We start from the raw sequence: 22,342 nt of genomic DNA, 5'->3' as shown, positions 1-22,342 counted from the left end.
TCATCCCCTCCTATCCCCATTGTTAACGGAGATTTGAGGTTCTATACACTTACTTTACTAAATACGTTAAACTCTTCGAATAGCCTAAATAATCAAGGAAAAAGTTACTTACAGATGTCCCAATTGCAATTGTAATTAAGATGAGTAATACTCGCGTCTGCAGCACTTTTCCGGACTTCATTAAACGCTCAATGTGAATGCCTTGTAAGGCCCACCACGTAATGGTAATAAACAATAAATGCGAAACAATGGCAATCAGTGCTTGTTGCCCTAAAAGTTGTGCCAAAAAATCGACCCCTTTTTACTCAGCTACTACTTATGAAAGAATATAAAAACGATACCATAATAAGTAGGAGCTACACTTTTTCAAATGCACATAGACATCTTACATTTTACATCGTGATTTTCTTTCCAAAAACGTATATCTACATTACAAGTTAACACAAAATAAAAAGCGCAGAGTACTGACTCCACACCTTTTATTTTCACTATTGTACCACGTTCCCTAAGAAGAAGAAATCTTTCATTAATGGAAAATATTCATAAAAGAAATTGTACCCAATCATCGGCATAATCCCTAGTATTACAATCGAAATTGCACAAAGACTCATAACAACCTTTATATTTAACGGTAACCGTATTCTCTCTTCTGTCTCTCCGGTGCGGAAAAACATTTGTTGTAAAATACGGAAATAATATACGAATGAAACAACTGTCGTACCCATCATAATCGAAGCTAGTACGTAATGTGCTGGCTCTACATGAAGCGCGCCTAAAAAGATATTAATCTTTCCAATGAAGCCAGCCGTTCCTGGTATCCCAGCCAACGATAAAATAAAGATTGTCATCATAATCGCTGTAAATGGCGACCTTTTATATAAACCTGTGAAAATCGTTATATTTTCCTCATCATTTTGTAAGATTAAGCCGTGGATGATAGCAAATGCACCTATATTCATAAGCATGTATGCCAGCATATAAAACCACATGCTATCCATCGTAAATGGTGATAATGCCACAAGTGGAACGAGTAAATACCCTGCATGAGCAATGCCCGAATAAGCAAATAAACGCTTTATATTGTATTGTTTTAACGCGACTACATTCCCAACAATCATCGTAATACTTGCTAGCACCGCAATATATATACTCATATGCCCATATAAAGATTGCATATCTCCTTGTATTAATACACTTGCAAAAACCATAAGGAACAAACGAATAATGAGTAGGAAACCAGCAATTTTAGAAATCGTTCCAAGAAAAGCAGTAACTGGTGTAGCCGCTCCTTCATACACATCAGGTGCCCACATATGAAACGGCACTGTGGCAATTTTAAATGAGAGACCAACTAGCAATAAAAGAAATGCGAGAGCTAACAATAACTGAATACCACTAGCGAGTTCCCCAGTGAGTACCTTTTGCATATCTACAATGTTAGTTGAACCTGTAATACCGTATAAATAACTCATTCCGAAGAGCGTAATCGCCGTTCCAATTCCTCCGCTAATGACGTATTTCATTGCCGCTTCATTTGATGCACGGCTCTTTTTTCGTATTCCTACTAAGATATAGGAAGAAAGTGAAAGTAACTCCAAACCAACGAAAAGGGTAATAAAATCAACACTAGAAGCCATGAACATCGCGCCAAGAAGTGCCATTAAAAATAAGTAATAATATTCACCTTTATCTTCAATTGGATTCTTCTTATCATCGCTCATTGCGGTGCATAAAATGAGAGCTGAGGCACCTAATAGCAACGTTTTAAACCCTTTTGAAAATCCATCTAACACAAACGATCCATTTAAAATATCTCCCGCTGGTTCGCTATATAGAGTAATTAATGACACGATTGCTAATACGATGGCAGCAATCGCACCAAGAGCTACATATCTATGGTTCAGCTTAAAAAACAAATCACATATGGAAAGAAGGATGGCGGCGCCGAGAATAATAAATTCTGGCACCATTAGATGCCACGATAAGCTAAGTAACGTATTCATATCCATCCTACTTCACCCCCAATGTTTTCAATGTATTTTGAAGCGGATCCCCTAGTATTTCTGGCATAACTCCAATTGCAATAATACAAAAGATAAGTAGTAAAACAGGGACGTACTCCCATCCGTGTATATCAGATTTTGCTTCCCACTCTTTGTTTCCAAATGTCACTTGAAGTGTCGCCCTTAATACATATACAGCGGTTAAAATGATGCCAATCACACCGACTGCAGCAATGACGGGCTCTCCTTGAAATAAACCGAGAAAGGCAAGAAATTCACTAACAAACCCAGACATCCCTGGTAATCCAAGCGAAGCCATTCCTCCTGCTAAAAAGAATCCGCTAAGTATCGGTACACTTTTCGCAAGTCCGCCTAGCACCGTAATATCCGAAGTTCCAAACCGTTGTTCTATAACACCGAGTAGGAAGAAAAGCAAGGCTGCAATTAAACCATGTGATACAACTTGGAATAGTGCTCCTTGTGTACCAGGTGCATTAAGTGAAGCAAGTCCCATTAACACAATTCCCATATGCGAAATACTAGAGTAAGCCAGTACTTTCCTAAAGTCCGTTTGGATGAGCGCTAAAAAGGCACCGTATAATAAATTGATTACGCCTAATATAGCAATTAGCGTTGCAATATCGTGAAAATATTCCGGGAATAGCCCTTTCCCGAAGCGAATAATACCGTACGCTCCAATCTTCAGCAAAACACCCGCATGAAGCATAACTACAGCTGGATGCGCTTCTATGTGTACATTGACCATCCAGCGGTGCAACGGAAAAACAGGTAGTTTAATTGCAAAGGCAATCATTATGGCAATAAATACACTAAGCTGCAAATTACTTGGGATGACGAGTGCTCCCTCTGCGTTTACACTTCTTAATATCTCTTTCAGCTCCACAATATTTGTTGTACCTGTTTTCGCGAACAAAATTGAGAAAACAATGAGCAAAATAGCTGAGCCAATACCGTTATATATTAAATAACTATACGCAGCCTTTTCACTCGACAATTTTCCCCACTTTCCAATTAATAAGAACATTGGTGGCAACGTAATTTCAAAGAAGATAAAAAACAACATTAAATTTTGAGCAGCAAAGACACCGAGCATTCCTATTTCTAGCATGAGTAACAACATATAAAATGCTTTTAAATTTCTTTTAATAGAAAAGGCTGCAATTGCTGCAAGCATCGCTAGAAGAGCCGTCAGTACCATCATGACAAGTGACAAACCATCAATACCGAGCTCGTAATAAATAGAAAACCACCTTTTATCCACCGCTGTTAAATCTCCGAACTTAATCCATTTCACCTTTTCATCAAATAGTGACAAATTCTTTCCAGAAGCATATGTACAAGCGAGGACTATAGCGATTCCAAATGGAAGTGCCGTCCCAAATAAGCCAAGCGCTCGCACTGTACGCAATTCCTTTTTCGGTGTTAATACAAGCAATAAAATTCCTAAAAGCGGGGAAAAAATGAAGAACGTTAACAACAAATCATTCATCGTAAATCCCCTCCCGTATAGAGCAAAATAATGACGAGTACAGCGAGCGAAACCGCCGTTACAGTACCGTACACTTGTACATTCCCGTTTTGAAGTTTCGAGCCAAGATTACTTGTGCCTTTAACTACACTTCCAATTAAAACTGCAATTCCTTCGACTACATACACTTCAAATAAGCGAAGCACATGAGTGATTCCTTTCGTAATAGAGATCACCGTCATGTTGTATAGTTCATCGACATAATATTTTTCTTTCAAAAGATTATAAAGCGATGTTTCCGTACCCCCAGCCCAATCTCTAGAAATTGATTTCTTGCCATATATGAAATATGCAAGAGCGATTCCCGCAAATGAAACGAGTGTCGCAACAATCATAATCCAAACTGGTCCATGCGCTTCTTCAACCTTAAACCCTACATCTTTCGTCAACCAATCTCCGAGAAACGTCCCAAACCAAGGTGTATTTATATATCCTGCCACTACCGCAAGAACGCCGAGAACAAGCATTGGATACGTCATAACGCGAGGCGATTCATGCACTTCTTCCTTCGTCTTCGCTTCTCCGGTAAAGACAAGAAAGTATAGACGGAACATATAAAACGCTGTTAAAAACGCTGCAATTACTGCTAAAGTAAATAAAACGTAATTGCCATTCATCCAAGTCGCCGCTAAAATTTCATCTTTGCTGAAAAAACCGGAAAGCAGCGGAACACCGCTAATGGCGAGGGTACCTATTAAAAATAGCATACCAGTTACTTTCATCTTCTTCTGTAAACCGCCCATTTTATTAATGTTTTGCGTATGCACAGCATGAATTACACTTCCTGCTGCCAAAAATAGTAGTGCTTTAAAAAAAGCGTGTGTCGTTAAATGGAATATACCAGCTACATAACCGGCAGAACCTAACGCGAGCATCATGTACCCGAGCTGGCTAACTGTAGAATAAGCAAGCACCCTCTTTATATCTGTTTGCACAAGACCGATAGAGGCCGCAAAGATTGCAGTGAAAGCTCCAACGATTGCCACTGTCTGCATCGCCACTGTACTTGCTGAAAACAGAGGAAACATCGTCGCTACTAAATATACGCCAGCTGCGACCATCGTCGCCGCGTGAATAAGTGCCGAAACGGGCGTTGGCCCCTCCATTGCATCTGGCAACCACGTATGAAGCGGGAACTGACCTGATTTCCCCATCGCCCCGATAAAAATTAATATCGCTGTTATTGTAATCATGTAAGGAGGTAGATCCCCTGTATAAATCGCCCTAAATATTGCGTCATATTCAAAACTACCTGCGTACCAAAAAATTAAAATCATCCCGATAAATAAACCAACATCCCCAATACGGGTCATAATAAAAGCCTTTTTTGCAGCAGCCTTTGCTTCTTCTTTAAAGAAATAAAAACCGATAAGTAAAAATGAACCAAGACCAACTAATTCCCAAAATATATAAAGTTGTAATAAATTCGTTGATATAACAAGCCCTAACATCGCAAATGTAAAGAGTCCTAAATATGCGTAAAAGGTTGGTAATCGTTCATCACCTTTCATATAACCTTTCGAATACACATGTACAAGTAGACTCACAAGCGTCACGATAAATAACATTAAAGCTCCTAATGCAGTCACTTCAAAGCCGAATGATATATCCACATCTCCAGCTCTAAGCCACACCCACTTATGCTTCACGCTTGCTTCTGAAAATCTTTCTATTAACACAAGTACCGCAAGTATAAAGGAGAGAAAGACGAAAAAAATACTAAGTACGCTGCTTCCTTCTCTAATTTTCTTCCCGAATATAATAAGTAACAAAAACGAAACGAGTGGGAAAAGCGGTATGAGCCATGCATAATCGATCATTGTTTCCTTCCCCCTTTTTCGGTCACAATGCTATCCTTTAAGCGTATCCATTTCATCCACCTGAACTGTCGTACGATTACGATATAAAGCAATTAAAATGGCGAGTCCTACCGCCGCTTCCGCTGCCGCTACAGCCATCGTAAACAGTGAGAAAATTTGACCTGTTAAATTCGGAAATAAGCCTAATTTACTAAACGCCACTAAGTTTAAATTGGCAGCATTCAGCATTAATTCGATACAAACTAATACGATTACTGTATTCCGCTTTGTTAAAGCTCCAAATAGACCGATGCAAAACAAAATAATCGCAAGTGTTAAATATGCAGAATCTGGAACGCTACTCATTGGATTCCTCCTCTTTCTCGTCCTTTTTCGCAAGTATAATCGCGCCAACGAGTGCTACAAGTAAAATAACTGAAGTTAGTTCAAATGGGATAATATATTTTGAATAGAGAAGCGTACCGATTTGAAGTGTGTTGTTTTCATGGAGAGGTAAACTTCCTTGTGTGCTTTCATTTGCAAAATCAACATTATTAACAGCGAAATACATAACTGCTCCAAATGCTACAACTGCAAAGAAGATAATCCATTTTCGAAGAGTAAGACGCGATTCATTTTCCGCGTTATGTTTCGTTAACATAATGCCGAAAATCATAATAATTGTGATTGCACCAGAGTAAAGTAAAATTTGTGCAACGCCTATAAATTCGGCTGATAAAAGAAAATACAAACCTGCAATGCTGAGGAATGTTAGAACGAGAGCTAGCATCATGTGCATAACTTTCGTTAAGTTCAACATAAGAACACCGCCGATAATTGCAGACAAGGATAGTATAAAGAATGCTACAAACTCGCCATTCATGCCTTATTCTCCTTCCTGACGTTTTCGTCGTTTTCGTCAAGCCACTGCAAATTTTTAAATAAGTCATCACGTGAATATTCCGCGAGTTCAAAGTTATTTGTCATGACAATTGCCTCTGTCGGACAAACTTCTGTACATAAATCACAAAGAATACAAATTTCAAAATTAATATCATACGTGTCGATAATTTTTCCTTTTTTCGTAGGATCCGGATGTTTCTTTCCTGTTAACTGAATACAGTCTGTCGGACAAATGTTAGAGCACTGATTACAAACAATACATTTCTCCGGATAAAATTTTTGAATCCCCCGAAAACGGTCTGGCAACGGCAACGGTTGATTTGGATAATCATACGTTACCTTCTTCTTGCTCAAATTACTTAATGTATATTTTAACCCTTTAAATAGTCCTTTCATCTCTTACTGGCACCCCCCTCATAGATTAGAAGAATAACTCCTTAATCAATGCCGTTAAGAAAATATTTGCAAGTGCAATCGGCAATAATACTTTCCATCCAAACTCCATTAACTGGTCACCTCTTATACGCGGGAACGTAACGCGGAACCAAATTAATAGAAAGACTACACTGCTAAATTTCAAAGCAAACCATACGGCACCTGGGATAAATCCAAGAAACATGACTGGATTCCATCCGCCTAAAAAGAGCACTGTAATTAACGATGCCATCCCGAAGAAATATACGTACTCTGAAAGCATGAAAAACGCCCAGCGAAAACCTGAGTATTCCGTATGATATCCAGAAACAAGTTCTGACTCCGCTTCCGGCAAATCGAACGGCGTCCTATTTAACTCTGCAACTGCTGCGATTAAGAAAACGACGAAGCCAATTGGCTGTACGAAAATGTACCAGACCTTCTCCTGCGCCGCTACAATCTCATTTAAATTCAGACTACCAGCTAGCAAAACGATACCAATTACACTCATTACGAGCGGAATCTCATAAGAAATCATTTGCGCCGCCGCACGCATCCCTCCTAAAAGGGAATATTTATTATTCGATGCCCATCCCCCAGTTACAACACCTATCGTCGTAATACCGGAAACAGCAATATAATAAAGTAGCCCGACTCCAATATCTGCAAATTGAAATTTATCAGTGAACGGGATAACCGCAAGCACCATAAATGCTGGTGCAAATGCAATGACAGGCGCTAATATAAACAGCGGTTTATCTGCTGCTTTCGGAATACTATCTTCTTTCAATAATAGTTTTAAAACATCAGCTACCGTTTGCAGTAAACCGAATCGGCCTCCAACCTGGTTTGGTCCAATCCGCCCTTGCATAAACCCCATCACTTTCCGTTCTGCCAAAATTCCATATGTAACGAAGCCAAGGACTGCAAATAGTAGAAGTACCGCTAATCCAAAAAAAATGAAGAAATTCGTCCAGCTTGAAGGTGATTGTAAGAGCGTCTCAATCATTAGCCATCAACCTCCCCAAGTACAATATCAACTCCACCTAAAATCGTAATTAAATTAGCGATGTTTTCACCTTTTAATAACTTCGGTAAAATTTGCAAGTTATAAAAAGATGGCCTACGAAACTTCAAACGGTACGGCTCTTTCTTTCCGTCACTAGCGATATAACAACCAATCTCTCCGCGCGGCGATTCGATACGTACAAACGCTTCTCCCTTAGGTGCCTTAATAATTTTCGGTACTTTTGCCAGCACAGCTCCATCTTTCGGGAACTGCTGAACCGCTTGCTCAACAATCTTTAAAGACTCCTCGATTTCTTGCATTCGGCAAACGTAGCGATCCCAAGCATCTCCCACGCTTCCAACAGGAATATCAAAATCAAAACGATCATAAATCGAATACGGCTCATCTTTGCGGAGATCCCAGTTTACTCCAGTGCACCGCAAATTTGCTCCGCTTAAAGAATACGAAATCGCTTCTTCCGCGCTATATATACCAACGCCTTTCACACGATTTAAGAAAATCTCATTACCGCTAACAAGATCATGATAACCTGCCAGTTGCTCTCTCATATACGGAACAAACTCTTCCACCTTTTCAATCCAACCATCTGGCGCATCCCACTTCACACCACCAACTCTCATATAGTTAAAAGTAAGCCGTGCCCCGCATAATTCATTTAATAAATTTATAATCATCTCTCGTTCACGAAACGCGTACAGAAACGGGCTGACCGCTCCTATATCAAGAAGATTCGTCCCCCACCAAACGAGATGGCTCGCAATTCTTCCTAGCTCCATCGCAAGTACTCGCAAGTATTCGGCACGCTCCGGAATTTCAAGCCCCATCATCGTCTCTACAGCATGGCAAATGACGTAATTATTCGTCATGGCTGATAAATAGTCCATTCGATCTGTATAAGGGATAATTTGCGTATACTGTAAGCTCTCAGCAATCTTTTCCGTCCCGCGATGCAAATACCCAATAACCGGTGTAGCTTCTTTAATAATTTCCCCGTCAATCTTAATTACGAGCCTGAACACACCATGTGTACTCGGATGCTGAGGTCCTACATTCAAAAGCATCTCTTCCGTGCGGATCATAGCTACACCTCCACATCATACGGTTCATAGTCTTTTCTAAGCGGATATCCTACCCAATCATCTGGCATTAAAATACGCGTTAAATTCGGATGCCCTTTAAATACAATACCGAGCAAATCGTACGCTTCTCTCTCCGGCCAGTCAGCCCCTTTCCAAAGCGCTGTCACAGATTCGACTTGCGGCGCTTCCCGGTCTAGCTTTACCTTCACCGCTACCGATTGTTTCTTACCATATGAAAACAAATGAACATACACTTCCATATGTGTCACAAAATCCGTCGCATGTAGCTCTGACATATAATCAAAAGCAAGTCCCTCATGGAATCGCAGTAACTCCATCACTTCATAATATTTTTCGGGATCCACCACAAGAGTTGGCACATCCTTTGACAGTTTATTAATATAGGAATCTACTAATGCACCCTCTCCTAACTTCTCCCTAATAGCCTCAACATACTGATTTAAATACGGCTGATTTACGGACAGTTCTTCCTGCTTCGGCTCATCCTCTTTCTTACCTTCAGCCCCCTTTGTCTTCGCTCTTGCAGCCGCTGCCGCTTTTGCCTTGGCCGCTGCCGCTGCCTTCGCCTTCGCTTTTTCTTCTTCCGTTACTTCCTCGGTTCCTTCTCTTTTCTGCTTCGCTAACACCGCCGCTTTTGCCTTGGCCACTGCCGCTGCCTTCGCCTTCGCTTTTTCTTCTTCCGTTACTTCTTCTGTTCCTTCTCTTTTCTGCTTCGCTAACGCCGCCGCTTTTGCTTTGGCAGCCGCTGCTGCCTTCGCCTTGGCTTTCGCTTTTTCTTCTTCCGTTACTTCTTCTGTTCCTTCTCTTTTCTGCTTCGCTAACGCCGCCGCTTTTGCTTTGGCAGCTGCTGCTGCACGTCGTTTTGCTTCTTCTATAGTAATATCATTATTTTTTGGTAGCGCTTTCTCTTTTTCTTGACCTTCTTCCTCAAGCTTACTTATTTCCGCCTCGTGTTTCGCTACAAGGCGTTTTCTCGCCTCTTCTTTTGCACGCCTAGCTGCTTCTTTTTTCAACTCCTCTAAATCTTTATTTGGATTACTCATTTATTCGTCACCTGCTTCCCGGTCTTTGCTTCGTAACGAATTTTTTCTTTTAATTTATTAATTCCATAAATTAAAGCAGCTGGATTTGGGGGACAACCAGGAATATACACATCAACTGGTACAATTTGGTCTACACCTTTTACAACAGCATATGAATTTACATACGGACCACCTGCTGTCGCACAAGATCCCATCGCAATAACCCATTTCGGTTCGGGCATTTGATCATATAAGCGCCGAACAATAGGAGCCATCTTCTTCGTTACCGTTCCCGATACAATCATGACGTCCGATTGCCTTGGTGAAGTCCGAAAAAATGACCCAAATCGATCTAAATCATAATGTGATGAGCCTACTCCCATCATTTCAATTGCACAGCACGCCAGTCCGAATGTCATCGGCCATAAAGAATTGCTCCTCGCCCATCCTTTCAACTGTTCCAATGTAGAAAAAAAGATATTTCGTTCTAATTCTGCTCGTTCATTTGGATGTAATTCCTCAAAATTTATAACCATTGTAACACCTTCTTTTTCCAAGCATACGCTAATCCAACTAGCAACATTACAACAAAGATGAGCATTTCAATTAATGCAAATAAACCTAGCTTGTCATACGCAACAGCCCAAGGATATAAAAATAAAGTTTCTACATCAAAGATCACAAACAATAAAGCGAAAATATAATAACGAGCATGAAACCGAATGTTTGCATCATGAAAAGGCTCAATTCCACTCTCATACGTCGTCGCCTTTGCTGCACTTGGTTTATTTGGGCGCAGCATCCTGCCTAATGTAAGAGCCACTACCGGCAGCAATATACCTAATAGCAAGAAAATCAAAACGATCATATAACTATTTTCATATACACTTGCCATTGTGAAACCCTCCCCCCTAAATTAAGAACAAGTTCACATAGTAAACAATATGTCCTAGTTGCAGTAATTATTATTTTTAAATTTTTCTAAATAATGCAACTATTCTAATCATTATAGCAAACTTCAAATTCCTATGTCGATATGTTGGGAGACAGAAACAAGAATTATTAAAATCTATCTTTACAACTTGCTATAATTGTGCAAAATAAATATAAAACTTATATATGCTTTTCAAGAAACCGTAGGTGATATAAATGAAAAAACAAACACATGTAAGTATTCTTATAAGCATTGTATTGCTGTCTATAACGCTTCACTATGTAGCGATGCCTTTTCTGTATGAATACTCATTTCCTTTTCAGCTATTAATCGGAACGAGTACCCTATTAATTGATATTATCGCTTGTAGTTATATACTTTATTTTTCAAACATGAAAGAAGGGCTATCTCGTTTATTTTGGATCATATTATCTGTTGGAGCTCTCTCTTATTTTATCGGTGATATAGTCGTTGCCTATCAGCGTTTAATTGTAAAAGACTTCTATACGTTCGTTGATCCATCTGACTTTTTTTACTTACTTTTTTTAGTTAGCTTTACGTTTGCCTTTCTATACGAAATCATTTACAACCGAGATTTATTAGAAAAACTTTTTATGCTATGTGATATTTGTATTATCGTTACAGCCCAATTTACTTTAAGTTACTACTTACTTATTGAACGAACTATTCACATCTTTACAACATCCTATATCGACATATTTGTTCAACTTACCTATCCAATGGCTGATTTACTCTTTCTCTTAATAGGAATCAACCTTTTATTTAAACCACTATCCTTATTACCTAAAAAGGTCGGTGCACTTCTTGGCAGTGCTTTAATTTTATATGCTACTACAGATGCGATTTATGCTTATATAAAATACTTCATACCAGAGTATTCTATGTTTACAGTTACTCCTTTCTATCAAGTAACCTTAGCACTAGTAGCAATCGCCTGTATTCTCCATACAAAAGAGCCTGAAAAACAAGAACAAGTACTACTAACACCTAAAATTGGTGAATCAATCCGATTATCATTACCGTATATTTCGGTAGTAATGCTTATTGTTTTTATATTAGTTGAATACGTTTTTGCGCCTATTATAGTAATCGGACTTATAATAACTTTCTCTTTCGTTCTCATACGTCATAGTTTAGTTCGAAAACAAAATAAAATATTATTGCTAGCTCAAATGCAATTCAACTCAGAACTCGAGAAACAAATTAAACTACGTACAGAAGATTTAGTAGAACAGAAAAATGAACTTTATCATAATCAACAAATGTTTAAATCTTTATACGAGCATCATCCAGATCCAATCTTCACATTAGATTTGTACGGCAATTTTCTCAAAGTAAATAACGCTGGTACTACTTTACTCGGTTATCAAACGAATGAATTATTAAACCAGCCTTACTACTCACTCATATACGAAGAAGATTTAGAAGAAATGATTAACGCCTTTCATCGTGTGAAAAAGGGATATTCTATCTCTTTAGAAATACGGGCATACCATAAAAACAGAGATATTTACTACTTGCACGTTACCGCCGTACCGATCTTTTTAAAGGAGAAAATTTCTGGGGTTTATTTAATGATTAAAGATATTACGGAAAGCAAACAACAACAAGAACAAATCAACTTCCTAGCATACCATGATACTTTAACAGAGCTTGCAAATCGTCGTGCATTTCATCAACATTTAGAACAAGCAATTGCACGAGCAAAAATATCGAAAAAGCCTTTTGCTGTTATGTTTCTCGACCTAGACCGTTTTAAAGTTATTAATGATACCCTCGGTCATCGAGTAGGAGACCTATTACTCATCGCAGTAGCAAAAAGGCTCGAAAAAATAGCAACATCAAATATGAAACTCGCACGGCTAGCTGGGGATGAGTTCACAATCCTTATCGAGAATTACAAAAAAAAGCCAGATGTCCAAAAAATAGCTGATAGGATTGTGGCGGCCATGAATGAGCCATTTGAAATCGAAAATCAACATTTACAAATCTCACCGAGCATCGGAATTGCAATATATCCTGAAGCAGGTGAAGATCCGCTATCCATTTTGCAGCATGCTGATATGGCCATGTACGAAGCAAAGAATAAAGGAAAAAACGGTAGCTCTCTTTACACGAAAGAACTATATAAAAAAATGGAACGAAAAGCTCGAATCGAAAAAGATTTGCCAATCGCTTTAGTAAACAAAGAATTTTATCTCGTTTATCAACCACAAATTGATACGACAACAAATAAAATTATCGGTGCTGAAGCTTTAATACGTTGGAAACACCCACTATTAGGTGACATTTCACCATGTGAGTTTATTCCAATTGTAGAAGAGACGCCACAAGTAGTCCCACTTGGACATTGGGTATTACAAGAAGCTTGTCTCCAATTAAAAATATGGCATACCTTTGGCTACCAAAATTTAAAAATAAGTGTTAATCTATCCGCAAAAGAGTTCCGGCAAGATCAATTAATCGAAAGCATTTCACAAATATTAAACGACGTGCAAGTCGATCCAAAATATGTAACCCTTGAGTTAACAGAAAGAATTGCAATGATTGACGAGAAAGAAACGTTATTAAGACTGAAGCAATTAAAAGAGTACGGTATCCAAACTTCCATTGATGACTTCGGTACTGGGTATTCTTCTCTTGCTTATTTATCAATTTTTCCAATCGATACATTAAAAGTACCGAGAGAATTTACACAATTAGCTGATCATCGTCCTGAAGAACGAGCCATCGTTTCTACAATACTTTCCCTCGCAAATACTTTAAATCTTTCAGTCGTTGCCGAAGGAATTGAAACCGAAAAACAACTTAAGTTTCTGCAAAAACATAACTGTAAATATATGCAAGGTTACTATTTCAGTAAACCACTTACTAGTAATGAGTTTATAAAGTTTCTACAAAAAACCCCCAGTATGAACAAATAATTCATACCGGGGGTTTTTTAGTGCTAAATATTTTTCTCATAATATTCTTCTGCGATCTCTTCGTAAAAAGCTGCAGATGTTGTATAGAAATATGGAATTAACCATAAGAATCCAATCCCTAATGTAATACAACTTAATATAAACCAGCCAATAAAACTTAAACATAAAATGAAATACTCCATCTTATGTCCATCCATCATACGACGACTTTCTGTAATAGCCTGGTTCAGTGAATACTCAGGATGATCGTTTATAATAAAGTATGTCATCGCATAAGAAAATGATTTAATAATACCTGGAATAATGAACAATAACATCCATAAGAAAAGATAAAGATTTACTAATAAATATAATAAAAATGATTTTAGAAATCTCTTTCCCTCTGAAAACCAAACGAATACATTACCAATACTAGCTTGCTTTTCACGAAGGATATTTAAACCAAGGTAATATCCACCTAAAGTTAACGGTCCAGTAACAAAAAATGTAAGAATATTCGTTGAAAGTGAACCATTTGTTTTTTGCCAACCGAAAATTAAAGAAAATCCCCAATCAACACTAAAACTAAAAGCCGTGATAAGAATTGAAATGAGTAGTGTAGCTCCAACAGCTAATCCCCATTTTCCCTCTAATGAATCTAGTGCTTCTCCTTTTAAATCACTAATCATGCGTAGCCTCGCCTCCTATACACAATAATTCTATTAGTATAGCATGTTCCTATTGAAATTCACCTTTTGAAATATAGCGATAAAAGTGTGCTGTCGTCGTACTCATATACGGACTAAGCCAAAGAAATCCTATTCCAAAAGTAAAAAGCGCTAAAATAGCCCATCCTATGAAGCTCAGCCATAAAAGAAACAAATCTAACTTATGACCCTTCATAAGATTCTTACTTTCCTTCATCGCCTGCGAAACACTATATTCTGGATTTTCAATCATCACATAATACGTCAGTGCATAAGAAAAATACATCACAATCATACCAACAATTGAAATTGCTAATAGTACGAAGAAAGCTATTGCAAATGACGTATTCCCTTCTTCACCTAACAATGCAAATAAGCCTATTAACAGCATCGGAATCCATGTACCTGTATATAACAAAATAGCAAGCATTGCCCACATTGTTTTCATCATTCTTTTAAAGCCACGAAATCCTTCAAATAAGTAATCTACTTTAGCATCTTCTCGTTTACTAATCTGTAAAAATACATTTGTATAACCATATGATGTAATCCCATACGATGCGTTACTCAAAATTATCATAATGAAATAAAAAATCCCAAAGGTAATACCTGCTCCAATTGACATCGTTTCCTCTTCAAATGATCCAGTTAAGCTTGCAACTGAGAGAAATATAATAATTCCTGGAATTAATAGTATAAGCATTGCAGCCATCGAAACGACATAACTTAAAATAAAATATAAAATTGTTGATCCAACACCTAGTCCCCATTTTCCCTTTAAAGAGTACAATGCTTCTCGCTTCATTTCACCAATCATTGATTCATCCCCTTTATGAAATATAAATTGTTGTACACTTCTACTTATACAAGCATCAATATAATTATACCAGTTTTGTAAAATTATCCATAAAACAAACAAAAAAAAAATCCGTAAAGGCAAAGCCCTTACGGATTTTTTTTACTTCATATCGGAAACGTTTAAACGGTTCACGGCACGTTGTAATGCCATTTCTGCACGTTTAAAGTCAACATGTGCTTGTTTATCTTGCAGACGTTGCTCAGCGCGACGCTTCGCTTCATTTGCGCGATGGATATCGATATGGTTTGCTTCTTCAGCAGATGATGATAATACAGTCACTTTATCTGGACGAACTTCGATAAAGCCACCGCTTACTGCTACATAATCAGTGTGTCCACCATTTTTCAGACGAACTGCACTAATTTTTAATGGTGCAACAGTTGGAATGTGACCTGGTAAGATCCCCATTTCCCCACTCTCTGCTTTTACACTTACCATTTCTACTTCTTTTTCGTAAACCGGTCCATCAGGAGTTACAATACTGACTGGAAATGTCTTCATACTTCGTCCCTCCTAAGGCCTTACGCCATCATTTTCTTCGCGTTTTCAATAACTTCTTCAATGCCACCTACTAAGCGGAATGCATCTTCTGGAAGGTCATCATATTTTCCTTCTAGAATTTCTTTGAAACCACTAACTGTATTTTTTACAGGTACGTAAGAACCTTTTTGACCTGTAAACTGCTCAGCTACGTGGAAGTTTTGAGATAAGAAGAATTGAATACGACGAGCACGATGTACAACTAACTTATCTTCTTCAGATAACTCATCCATACCTAAGATAGCGATGATATCTTGAAGCTCTTTATAACGTTGTAAAGTTTGCTGTACTTGACGAGCTACTTCATAATGTTCTTCTCCTACAATTTCTGGAGAAAGTGCACGAGATGTAGATGCTAATGGATCTACGGCTGGGTAAATACCCATTTGTGTTAAACGACGCTCTAAGTTTGTTGTTGCATCTAAGTGAGCGAACGTTGTAGCTGGTGCTGGGTCAGTATAGTCATCGGCTGGTACATATACCGCTTGGATAGACGTGATAGACCCTTTATTTGTAGATGTAATACGCTCTTGTAATTGCCCCATTTCTGTTGCAAGTGTTGGTTGGTAACCTACCGCAGATGGCATACGACCAAGAAGGGCAGATACTTCAGAACCCGCTTGCGTGAAACGGAAGATGTTATCGATGAACAGAAGTACGTCTTGTCCTTGCTCATCACGGAAATGCTCAGCCATTGTTAAACCTGTTAATGCAACACGTTGACGTGCTCCAGGTGGCTCGTTCATTTGTCCGAATACCATCGCAGTTTTCTTGATTACGCCAGAATCGCTCATTTCGTGGTATAAGTCATTACCCTCACGAGTACGCTCACCTACACCAGCGAATACAGAGATACCACCGTGCTCTTGTGCGATGTTGTTAATTAATTCCTGAATTAATACTGTTTTACCTACGCCGGCACCACCGAATAGGCCGATCTTACCACCCTTAATGTAAGGAGCAAGTAAGTCTACTACTTTAATACCAGTTTCAAGAATTTCTACTTTAGTAGATAATTCTTCGAATGCAGGTGCTTGACGGTGAATTGGATCACGATGTACATCTGCAGGAACCTCACCATCTAAGTCAATTGCATCACCTAATACGTTAAATACGCGACCAAGTGTTACATCACCAACTGGTACAGAGATTGGTTTACCAGTATCTTCTACTTCTGTGCCACGAACAAGTCCATCTGTGGAAGACATTGCAACTGTACGAACTGTATCATCACCTAAATGAAGTGCAACTTCAAATGTTAAGTTAATACTTCCGTTTTCGTTGCTTTGTTTTACCGTAAGGGCGTTGTAGATTTCTGGTAGCTTTCCGCCATCAAACTTAACGTCTACAACCGGACCCATGATTTGCGTAACGCGCCCTTTATTCATCGGGTTCCCTCCTAGCTTTCTTTTAATTAGCCAACTTTCTACGAGCAGCTAGCTTTTAATTTTTTATTGGTTTATAGCTTACGCGACTCTTTTGACAGAGCCGCTTCCACTTTTTATTGAATCTAGTTCCAGCGGCTAGAACAGTCGGTCATTTCGCGCCTTCCTGTGAGGCAAACTACGCCTCTTCGTCAGGAGCTCCAATGCCCTCCTGTTCTGGACGAGCCGCTTCCACTTTTTATTACTATTCTAACGCTGCTGCTCCACCAACGATTTCCGTAATTTCTTGCGTAATCGCTGCCTGACGCGCACGGTTGAATGAAAGTGTAAGTGAATCGATAACTTCCATTGCGTTGTCTGTAGCACTCTTCATTGCTGTCATACGCGCTGCGTGTTCACTTGCTTTACCATCTAGTAATGCACCGTACACTAAGCTTTCTGCGTATTGTGGCAATAGTACTTTTAAAATTTCTTCTTCAGAAGGTTCGAATTCATAAGCTGTCGTTGGTTTGTCAGACGCCACATCAGTAAGCGGTAAAATTTTATTTTCCGTTACCTCTTGTGAAATTTTACTTACGTAATGGTTGTAGTAAATGTACAGCTCATCATAAGCACCATCTGCGAACATCGCAATTGCTCGAGAAGCAAGGTCTTTAATATCAGTAAATGATGGATGGTCAGATAATCCAACTACTTCATCAATAATGTTAAAGCCGCGACGTTTTAAATAATCACGTCCTAGTCGTCCAAGCACAATAATAGAATATTGGTTTGAATCCATATTATGACGTTCACGAATTACGTTACTTACTGTACGTAATACGTTACTGTTATAACCACCTGCTAGTCCGCGATCAGACGTAATAACGATGTATCCTGTACGCTTTACAGGACGCGCATTTAGCATTGGATGATTAATCCCTTTGCTTCCTTGCGCAATGCTCGCTACTACTTCTTGAATCTTTTCCATATACGGAACGAAAGATTTAGCATTTTGCTCTGCACGGTTTAACTTAGATGCAGATACCATCTCCATCGCTTTCGTAATTTGACTCGTTTTCTTTGTCGAGTTAATCTTCGCTTTTATATCGCGTAAAGATGCCACAGGTTTTCACCACCTTTTTTCCGGAAGTTGGCACGATTAGTAAGAATCCTCTTCCTAATCTACGTTGCAAGATATTCTTGCTCATGATTGAAGGAAAAGAATAGGTGCACCTACTCTTTTCCTTTACATGACCTTTAGCAATCTCAGAGCCCGAGATGCCTTTTATATATACTATCTAGCTCCAGCGGCTTGAATGCTCGGTGGCTTCACTTCTTCCCCTCACATTCAGAACGAGCCGCTTCCGCTTTTATTAATCTAGTTCCGCCTCCTAGCCCCTTTCGTCTAAGAACCTTCCCCACAAGAAGGTAAAAAGCACCTTCTGTGAGAAAGAACCTTAGCCGATGGGGCTGAACAGTCGGCTTCACTTTTTATTATTATTCAGAAGCTACGAATACTTTTTTAAATCCGTTAATTGCTGCTGCAAATTTGTCGTCATCCGCAAGTTTCTTAGTTGTGCGGATTTCTTCTAATAAGTCAGTCGCATTAGAATCTAACCAAGCATGGAATTCTTCTTCAAAACGAGTGATATCTACTACTGGGATATCATCTAGGAATCCACGTGTTAAAGCGTAAAGAATGATAACTTGTTTCTCTACACGTAATGGTTTGTGTAATCCTTGTTTTAATACCTCAACAGTACGAGCACCACGGTTTAATTTCGCTTGAGTTGCTTTATCAAGGTCAGAACCGAACTGAGCGAACGCTTCTAACTCACGGTAAGATGCAAGGTCAAGACGAAGTGTACCTGATACTTTACTCATCGCTTTAATCTGAGCAGATCCACCTACACGAGATACAGAAGTACCCGCATCGATCGCTGGACGTACGCCAGAGAAGAATAGATCAGATTGTAAGAAGATTTGTCCATCCGTAATAGAAATTACGTTTGTTGGGATGTATGCAGATACGTCCCCTGCTTGTGTTTCGATGAAAGGTAGTGCAGTTAAAGAACCGCCGCCTCTTGCATCACTTAATTTTGCTGCACGCTCTAATAAGCGAGAATGTAAGTAGAATACATCCCCTGGGTAAGCTTCACGACCTGGAGGACGACGTAATAGTAATGACAGCTCACGGTAAGCCGCTGCTTGTTTTGATAAGTCATCATATACTACTAATACGTGTTTACCATTGTACATGAACTCTTCACCCATTGTTACACCAGCGTAAGGAGCTAGGTATAATAATGGAGCTGGTTGAGAAGCAGATGCAGTTACAACGATTGTGTACTCTAATGCACCGTGCTTACGTAGTGTTTCTACTACGTTACGTACAGTTGATTCTTTTTGTCCAATTGCTACGTAGATACAAATCATGTCTTCATCTTTTTGGTTAATGATTGTATCAAGTGCAACTGCTGTTTTACCAGTTTGACGGTCACCGATGATTAACTCACGTTGACCACGACCAATTGGTACAAGGGCATCGATCGCTTTAATACCTGTTTGAAGTGGCTCATGAACAGATTTACGATCCATTACACCTGGTGCTGGACTTTCGATTGGACGAGTGTTTGTTGTATTGATTGGGCCTAAACCATCAACTGGTTGACCTAATGGGTTTACAACACGACCAATTAGTTCTTTTCCTACTGGTACTTGCATGATGCGACCAGTACGACGAACTTCGTCACCTTCACGGATTTCTGTGTAAGGTCCTAAAATGATAATACCTACGTTGTTTTCCTCTAAGTTTTGTGCTAGTCCCATAACGCCGTTAGAGAACTCTACAAGTTCACCAGCCATAACGTTATCAAGACCATGAGCACGCGCGATACCGTCACCAACTTGGATAACTGTACCAACATCACTAACTTCGATTTCAGACTGATAGTTCTCGATTTGTTGCTTTATCAGTGCGCTAATTTCTTCAGCTCTGATGCTCATGTGCTTCACCCCTATCTATTCTTCATTAATTCACGCTGAATACGTGCTAATTTTCCTTGTAAACTTCCGTCATAAATGCGATTTCCAATACGTACTTTAATGCCGCCTAGTAAATCTTCATCTACAACATTTTTCACGCGAATTGCATCTTTGCCCGTTCTCTTTGCAAATGCTTCAGCAATGTTAAGCTTCTCTTCTTCTGATAGAAGACGAGTAGAATATACAGTTGCATCCGCTACGTTACGTTCTTCATTAGCAAGAACAACATATTCATCTGCAATTTCAGGTAAGATATCAATGCGTTTGTTATCAATTAAAATATATAACGTATTTAAAATAGATTCAGAAACAGATCCGAATACGTTTGCAAGAAACGTTTTCTTCTGCTCTTTTGAAATGTTCGGTTGCGTTAAAAAGCTATGTAGTTCTCCGTTCTTTACATAAACGTTTTGTACAAGGCGTAATTCCTCTTCAAACATTTCTAATACGTGTTTTTCTTTAGCAATTTTAAAAAGAGCGACAGCATAACGTTTTGCTACAATCCCATTGCTCATCGCGCTTCTCCTACTTCTTTAATATAATCGCGAATTAACTTCACTTGATCTTCTTCTTTTAATTCTTTTTCAATTACTTTAGAAGCAATTTGAACAGATAAAGAAGCGACTTGTTCTTGTAAAGCAGCAATTGCTTGCTCTTTTTCGCGTTGAATTTCTTGTACAGCAGATGCTTTAATTGATTCTGCTTCTTCTTTCGCAGCAGCAACAATAACATCTTTCTGATCTACAGCTTGTTTTTTCGCTCTTTCAATTAACTCTTGTGCTTCAACACGTGATTGTTTTAACATTTCACGTTGTTCTTCTACTAACTTCTTCGCTTCAGCGTTACTTCTTTCTGCAGCGTCGATTTCATTAGTAACATGCTCTTCACGTTCTTTCATAATCCCCATTAAAGGACCCCACGCAAATTTGCGTAGCATCACTAACAGAAGTAAGAAAATGAACAATGTATAAGCAATCGTTCCAAATGGAATGGCAGCCCCTAATAATAAAGTTGGCACAAGGATTCACTCCCTTCAAAATATCTAGATTGATCATATGAAAAAAAAAGACATACGTTTCGTTCATAAAGCAATGGCGAAGAAAGTTCGGAAAAACACTCTTCGCCATCTATGTAAGGGGAGTCTCCCTTATTTGTTCATTACGATGAATGCAATAACTACACCGATGATTGGAAGTGCCTCAACTAAAGCAACCCCGATGAACATAATTGTTTGAAGTGCGCCTTTTAATTCTGGTTGACGAGCAACACCTTCGATTGTACGTGATACGATAAGACCGTTACCAATACCTGCACCTAATGCTGATAAACCAATTGCAATTGCAGCTGCGATTACACCTAAACTCATTTAATTTGTCCTCCTTTGTATTATAAAAAAATAAATTTTTTCTTACTTAAATTATATTAATGGTCATGGCTTACTTTATGAGCCATATAAACCATCGTTAACATAACGAAAATAAATGCTTGGATTGATCCAACGAATACACTGAATCCCATCCATGCTAACATTGGTACAAGCGCACCTACTGCCCCAAGGACTGATGCTCCGCCCAACTTAGCAAGTAATCCTAATAAGATCTCACCTGCATAAATGTTACCAAATAAACGAAGACCTAACGTTAATGTGTTAGCAAACTCCTCAATAACCTTTAATGGGAATAAGAATTTCATAGGTTGGAAATAACCTTTTACGTACTCTTTCGTACCCTTCATCTTAATTCCATAATAATGGGTGAGGGTAACTACCATCACGGCTAATGTTAATGTAACTGCTGGATCAGACGTTGGTGATCTCCACCATGCAATATGTTCGCCAGCTTCAGTTGCTGAATACATGAATGGTAAACCAAGGAAGTTCGATACGATGATAAACATGATAAGCGTAACGCCAAGCGTTAAGAAACGTCCACCTGTTTTCCAGTCCATCGTACTATTGATAATCCCTTTCACGAAGTCAAACACCCATTCCATGAAGTTTTGCATCCCGGTTGGGCGAAGAGCTAAGCTGCGAGTTCCGATAACAGCGATTAAGAAAACAATAACTGCTGCTACAGTAACCATCATAACTGATGACAAATCGAACGTTAAACCTAGAAATTCAACTAATTTACCGTGTTCCACTAGT

The 22,342-nt window shown here is 38.8% G+C and carries 23 protein-coding genes; 1 reads left to right on the top strand and 22 read right to left on the bottom strand.

What is annotated here, in order from left to right; all coding sequences use genetic code 11:
- Nucleotides 1–49: 49 nt before the first annotated feature.
- The 12 genes from CGQ22_RS09540 to nuoA form a co-directional block, all read right to left on the bottom strand.
- Entirely contained in the window at nt 50–286 is a 237-nt protein-coding gene (locus CGQ22_RS09540; RefSeq protein WP_000057889.1) for a DUF1146 family protein, read from the bottom strand.
- A 202-nt stretch (nt 287–488) separates the two neighbouring features.
- Nucleotides 489–2,003, bottom strand: coding sequence for an NADH-quinone oxidoreductase subunit NuoN (gene nuoN, locus CGQ22_RS09535; protein WP_002180967.1), 1,515 nt, complete (start codon nt 2,001–2,003; stop codon nt 489–491).
- Nucleotides 2,004–2,010: 7 nt separating this feature from the next.
- On the bottom strand, nt 2,011–3,513 hold the full coding sequence (locus tag CGQ22_RS09530; RefSeq protein ID WP_089148605.1) for an NADH-quinone oxidoreductase subunit M: 1,503 nt from the start codon (nt 3,511–3,513) through the stop codon (nt 2,011–2,013).
- Complete coding sequence (nuoL, locus tag CGQ22_RS09525; RefSeq protein ID WP_089148604.1) at nt 3,510–5,372, bottom strand: NADH-quinone oxidoreductase subunit L; 1,863 nt, start codon at nt 5,370–5,372, stop codon at nt 3,510–3,512. The genes CGQ22_RS09530 and nuoL overlap by 4 nt, the downstream gene beginning before the upstream one ends.
- A 30-nt stretch (nt 5,373–5,402) precedes the next feature.
- Nucleotides 5,403–5,717, bottom strand: a complete 315-nt coding sequence (gene nuoK, locus CGQ22_RS09520; protein ID WP_089148603.1) for an NADH-quinone oxidoreductase subunit NuoK — start codon at nt 5,715–5,717, stop codon at nt 5,403–5,405.
- Nucleotides 5,710–6,234 carry an NADH-quinone oxidoreductase subunit J gene (locus CGQ22_RS09515; protein ID WP_001012813.1) on the bottom strand — a complete coding sequence of 175 codons (525 nt, stop codon included), beginning with the start codon at nt 6,232–6,234 and terminating at the stop codon, nt 5,710–5,712. Before CGQ22_RS09515 ends, nuoK begins: the two co-directional genes overlap by 8 nt.
- Nucleotides 6,231–6,650, bottom strand: a complete 420-nt coding sequence (nuoI, locus tag CGQ22_RS09510; RefSeq protein ID WP_000677191.1) for an NADH-quinone oxidoreductase subunit NuoI — start codon at nt 6,648–6,650, stop codon at nt 6,231–6,233. The genes CGQ22_RS09515 and nuoI overlap by 4 nt, the downstream gene beginning before the upstream one ends.
- Before the next feature lie 25 nt (nt 6,651–6,675).
- Nucleotides 6,676–7,677 (bottom strand): NADH-quinone oxidoreductase subunit NuoH, encoded by a 1,002-nt coding sequence (nuoH, locus tag CGQ22_RS09505; protein ID WP_000573426.1) that lies wholly within the window; start codon nt 7,675–7,677, stop codon nt 6,676–6,678.
- A complete protein-coding gene (nuoD, locus tag CGQ22_RS09500; RefSeq protein ID WP_000621434.1) occupies nt 7,677–8,777 on the bottom strand; it encodes an NADH-quinone oxidoreductase subunit NuoD in 1,101 nt (366 codons plus the stop codon). Before nuoD ends, nuoH begins: the two co-directional genes overlap by 1 nt.
- Before the next feature lie 2 nt (nt 8,778–8,779).
- Nucleotides 8,780–9,841, bottom strand: a complete 1,062-nt coding sequence (locus CGQ22_RS09495) for an NADH-quinone oxidoreductase subunit C (RefSeq protein WP_089148602.1) — start codon at nt 9,839–9,841, stop codon at nt 8,780–8,782.
- Nucleotides 9,838–10,356, bottom strand: coding sequence for an NADH-quinone oxidoreductase subunit NuoB (gene nuoB / locus CGQ22_RS09490; protein ID WP_000236331.1), 519 nt, complete (start codon nt 10,354–10,356; stop codon nt 9,838–9,840). Before nuoB ends, CGQ22_RS09495 begins: the two co-directional genes overlap by 4 nt.
- Nucleotides 10,347–10,715 carry an NADH-quinone oxidoreductase subunit NuoA gene (nuoA, locus tag CGQ22_RS09485; RefSeq protein ID WP_000179273.1) on the bottom strand — a complete coding sequence of 123 codons (369 nt, stop codon included), beginning with the start codon at nt 10,713–10,715 and terminating at the stop codon, nt 10,347–10,349. The genes nuoB and nuoA overlap by 10 nt, the downstream gene beginning before the upstream one ends.
- Before the next feature lie 254 nt (nt 10,716–10,969).
- On the opposite strand from nuoA, the gene CGQ22_RS09480 reads away from it, so the two are divergent.
- Nucleotides 10,970–13,699 (top strand): EAL domain-containing protein, encoded by a 2,730-nt coding sequence (locus tag CGQ22_RS09480; RefSeq protein WP_000744999.1) that lies wholly within the window; start codon nt 10,970–10,972, stop codon nt 13,697–13,699.
- Between the two features lie 23 nt (nt 13,700–13,722).
- Here CGQ22_RS09480 and CGQ22_RS09475 read toward each other — a convergent pair whose 3' ends face one another.
- The 10 genes from CGQ22_RS09475 to atpB all read right to left on the bottom strand — a co-directional run bounded on the left by CGQ22_RS09475 (nt 13,723) and on the right by atpB (nt 22,338).
- Nucleotides 13,723–14,367: a DUF975 family protein gene (locus tag CGQ22_RS09475; protein ID WP_046946594.1), complete on the bottom strand. Its 645-nt coding sequence runs from the start codon at nt 14,365–14,367 to the stop codon at nt 13,723–13,725.
- A 49-nt stretch (nt 14,368–14,416) separates the two neighbouring features.
- Nucleotides 14,417–15,202, bottom strand: coding sequence for a DUF975 family protein (locus tag CGQ22_RS09470; RefSeq protein ID WP_000578832.1), 786 nt, complete (start codon nt 15,200–15,202; stop codon nt 14,417–14,419).
- A gap of 141 nt (nt 15,203–15,343) precedes the next feature.
- On the bottom strand, nt 15,344–15,745 hold the full coding sequence (atpC, locus tag CGQ22_RS09465; RefSeq protein ID WP_000847211.1) for a F0F1 ATP synthase subunit epsilon: 402 nt from the start codon (nt 15,743–15,745) through the stop codon (nt 15,344–15,346).
- 20 nt (nt 15,746–15,765) lie between these two features.
- Nucleotides 15,766–17,172 (bottom strand): F0F1 ATP synthase subunit beta, encoded by a 1,407-nt coding sequence (gene atpD / locus CGQ22_RS09460; protein ID WP_001032593.1) that lies wholly within the window; start codon nt 17,170–17,172, stop codon nt 15,766–15,768.
- 241 nt (nt 17,173–17,413) lie between these two features.
- Nucleotides 17,414–18,274, bottom strand: coding sequence for a F0F1 ATP synthase subunit gamma (gene atpG, locus CGQ22_RS09450; RefSeq protein ID WP_000157696.1), 861 nt, complete (start codon nt 18,272–18,274; stop codon nt 17,414–17,416).
- A gap of 374 nt (nt 18,275–18,648) precedes the next feature.
- Nucleotides 18,649–20,157: a F0F1 ATP synthase subunit alpha gene (gene atpA / locus CGQ22_RS09440; RefSeq protein ID WP_000027521.1), complete on the bottom strand. Its 1,509-nt coding sequence runs from the start codon at nt 20,155–20,157 to the stop codon at nt 18,649–18,651.
- 11 nt (nt 20,158–20,168) lie between these two features.
- Entirely contained in the window at nt 20,169–20,711 is a 543-nt protein-coding gene (gene atpH, locus CGQ22_RS09435; protein WP_000064683.1) for a F0F1 ATP synthase subunit delta, read from the bottom strand.
- Nucleotides 20,708–21,214, bottom strand: a complete 507-nt coding sequence (gene atpF, locus CGQ22_RS09430) for a F0F1 ATP synthase subunit B (protein WP_001142618.1) — start codon at nt 21,212–21,214, stop codon at nt 20,708–20,710. Before atpF ends, atpH begins: the two co-directional genes overlap by 4 nt.
- Nucleotides 21,215–21,343: 129 nt before the next feature.
- Nucleotides 21,344–21,562: a F0F1 ATP synthase subunit C gene (atpE, locus tag CGQ22_RS09425; RefSeq protein ID WP_000052064.1), complete on the bottom strand. Its 219-nt coding sequence runs from the start codon at nt 21,560–21,562 to the stop codon at nt 21,344–21,346.
- A 56-nt stretch (nt 21,563–21,618) separates the two neighbouring features.
- The gene (atpB, locus tag CGQ22_RS09420) at nt 21,619–22,338 is read right to left on the bottom strand and encodes a F0F1 ATP synthase subunit A (RefSeq protein WP_000399872.1); all 720 of its coding nucleotides are present in this window, start codon (nt 22,336–22,338) and stop codon (nt 21,619–21,621) included.
- Between the last annotated feature and the right edge of the window lie 4 nt (nt 22,339–22,342).

It is taken from the genome of Bacillus sp. M13(2017) (genome assembly GCF_002218325.1).
Lineage (GTDB): Bacteria > Bacillota > Bacilli > Bacillales > Bacillaceae_G > Bacillus_A > Bacillus_A thuringiensis_K.
This window is presented reverse-complemented; position numbering and strand designations above follow the sequence as displayed.

Bases quoted from the DNA above. Each gene is read 5' to 3' on its own strand.
- CGQ22_RS09515 (WP_001012813.1), bottom strand. From the start codon at position 6,234: ATGAATGGCGAGTTTGTAGCATTCTTTATACTATCCTTGTCTGCAATT.
- atpE (WP_000052064.1), bottom strand. From the start codon at position 21,562: ATGAGTTTAGGTGTAATCGCAGCTGCAATTGCAATTGGTTTATCAGCA.
- nuoB (WP_000236331.1), bottom strand. From the start codon at position 10,356: ATGGTTATAAATTTTGAGGAATTACATCCAAATGAACGAGCAGAATTA.
- nuoH (WP_000573426.1), bottom strand. From the start codon at position 7,677: ATGATTGAGACGCTCTTACAATCACCTTCAAGCTGGACGAATTTCTTC.
- nuoI (WP_000677191.1), bottom strand. From the start codon at position 6,650: ATGAAAGGACTATTTAAAGGGTTAAAATATACATTAAGTAATTTGAGC.
- CGQ22_RS09530 (WP_089148605.1), bottom strand. From the start codon at position 3,513: ATGAATGATTTGTTGTTAACGTTCTTCATTTTTTCCCCGCTTTTAGGA.
- nuoD (WP_000621434.1), bottom strand. From the start codon at position 8,777: ATGATCCGCACGGAAGAGATGCTTTTGAATGTAGGACCTCAGCATCCG.
- atpA (WP_000027521.1), bottom strand. From the start codon at position 20,157: ATGAGCATCAGAGCTGAAGAAATTAGCGCACTGATAAAGCAACAAATC.
- CGQ22_RS09475 (WP_046946594.1), bottom strand. From the start codon at position 14,367: ATGATTAGTGATTTAAAAGGAGAAGCACTAGATTCATTAGAGGGAAAA.
- nuoK (WP_089148603.1), bottom strand. From the start codon at position 5,717: ATGAGTAGCGTTCCAGATTCTGCATATTTAACACTTGCGATTATTTTG.
- atpH (WP_000064683.1), bottom strand. From the start codon at position 20,711: ATGAGCAATGGGATTGTAGCAAAACGTTATGCTGTCGCTCTTTTTAAA.
- nuoN (WP_002180967.1), bottom strand. From the start codon at position 2,003: ATGAATACGTTACTTAGCTTATCGTGGCATCTAATGGTGCCAGAATTT.
- nuoL (WP_089148604.1), bottom strand. From the start codon at position 5,372: ATGATCGATTATGCATGGCTCATACCGCTTTTCCCACTCGTTTCGTTT.
- atpD (WP_001032593.1), bottom strand. From the start codon at position 17,172: ATGAATAAAGGGCGCGTTACGCAAATCATGGGTCCGGTTGTAGACGTT.
- CGQ22_RS09480 (WP_000744999.1), top strand. From the start codon at position 10,970: ATGAAAAAACAAACACATGTAAGTATTCTTATAAGCATTGTATTGCTG.
- atpC (WP_000847211.1), bottom strand. From the start codon at position 15,745: ATGAAGACATTTCCAGTCAGTATTGTAACTCCTGATGGACCGGTTTAC.
- nuoA (WP_000179273.1), bottom strand. From the start codon at position 10,715: ATGGCAAGTGTATATGAAAATAGTTATATGATCGTTTTGATTTTCTTG.
- CGQ22_RS09470 (WP_000578832.1), bottom strand. From the start codon at position 15,202: ATGATTGGTGAAATGAAGCGAGAAGCATTGTACTCTTTAAAGGGAAAA.
- CGQ22_RS09495 (WP_089148602.1), bottom strand. From the start codon at position 9,841: ATGAGTAATCCAAATAAAGATTTAGAGGAGTTGAAAAAAGAAGCAGCT.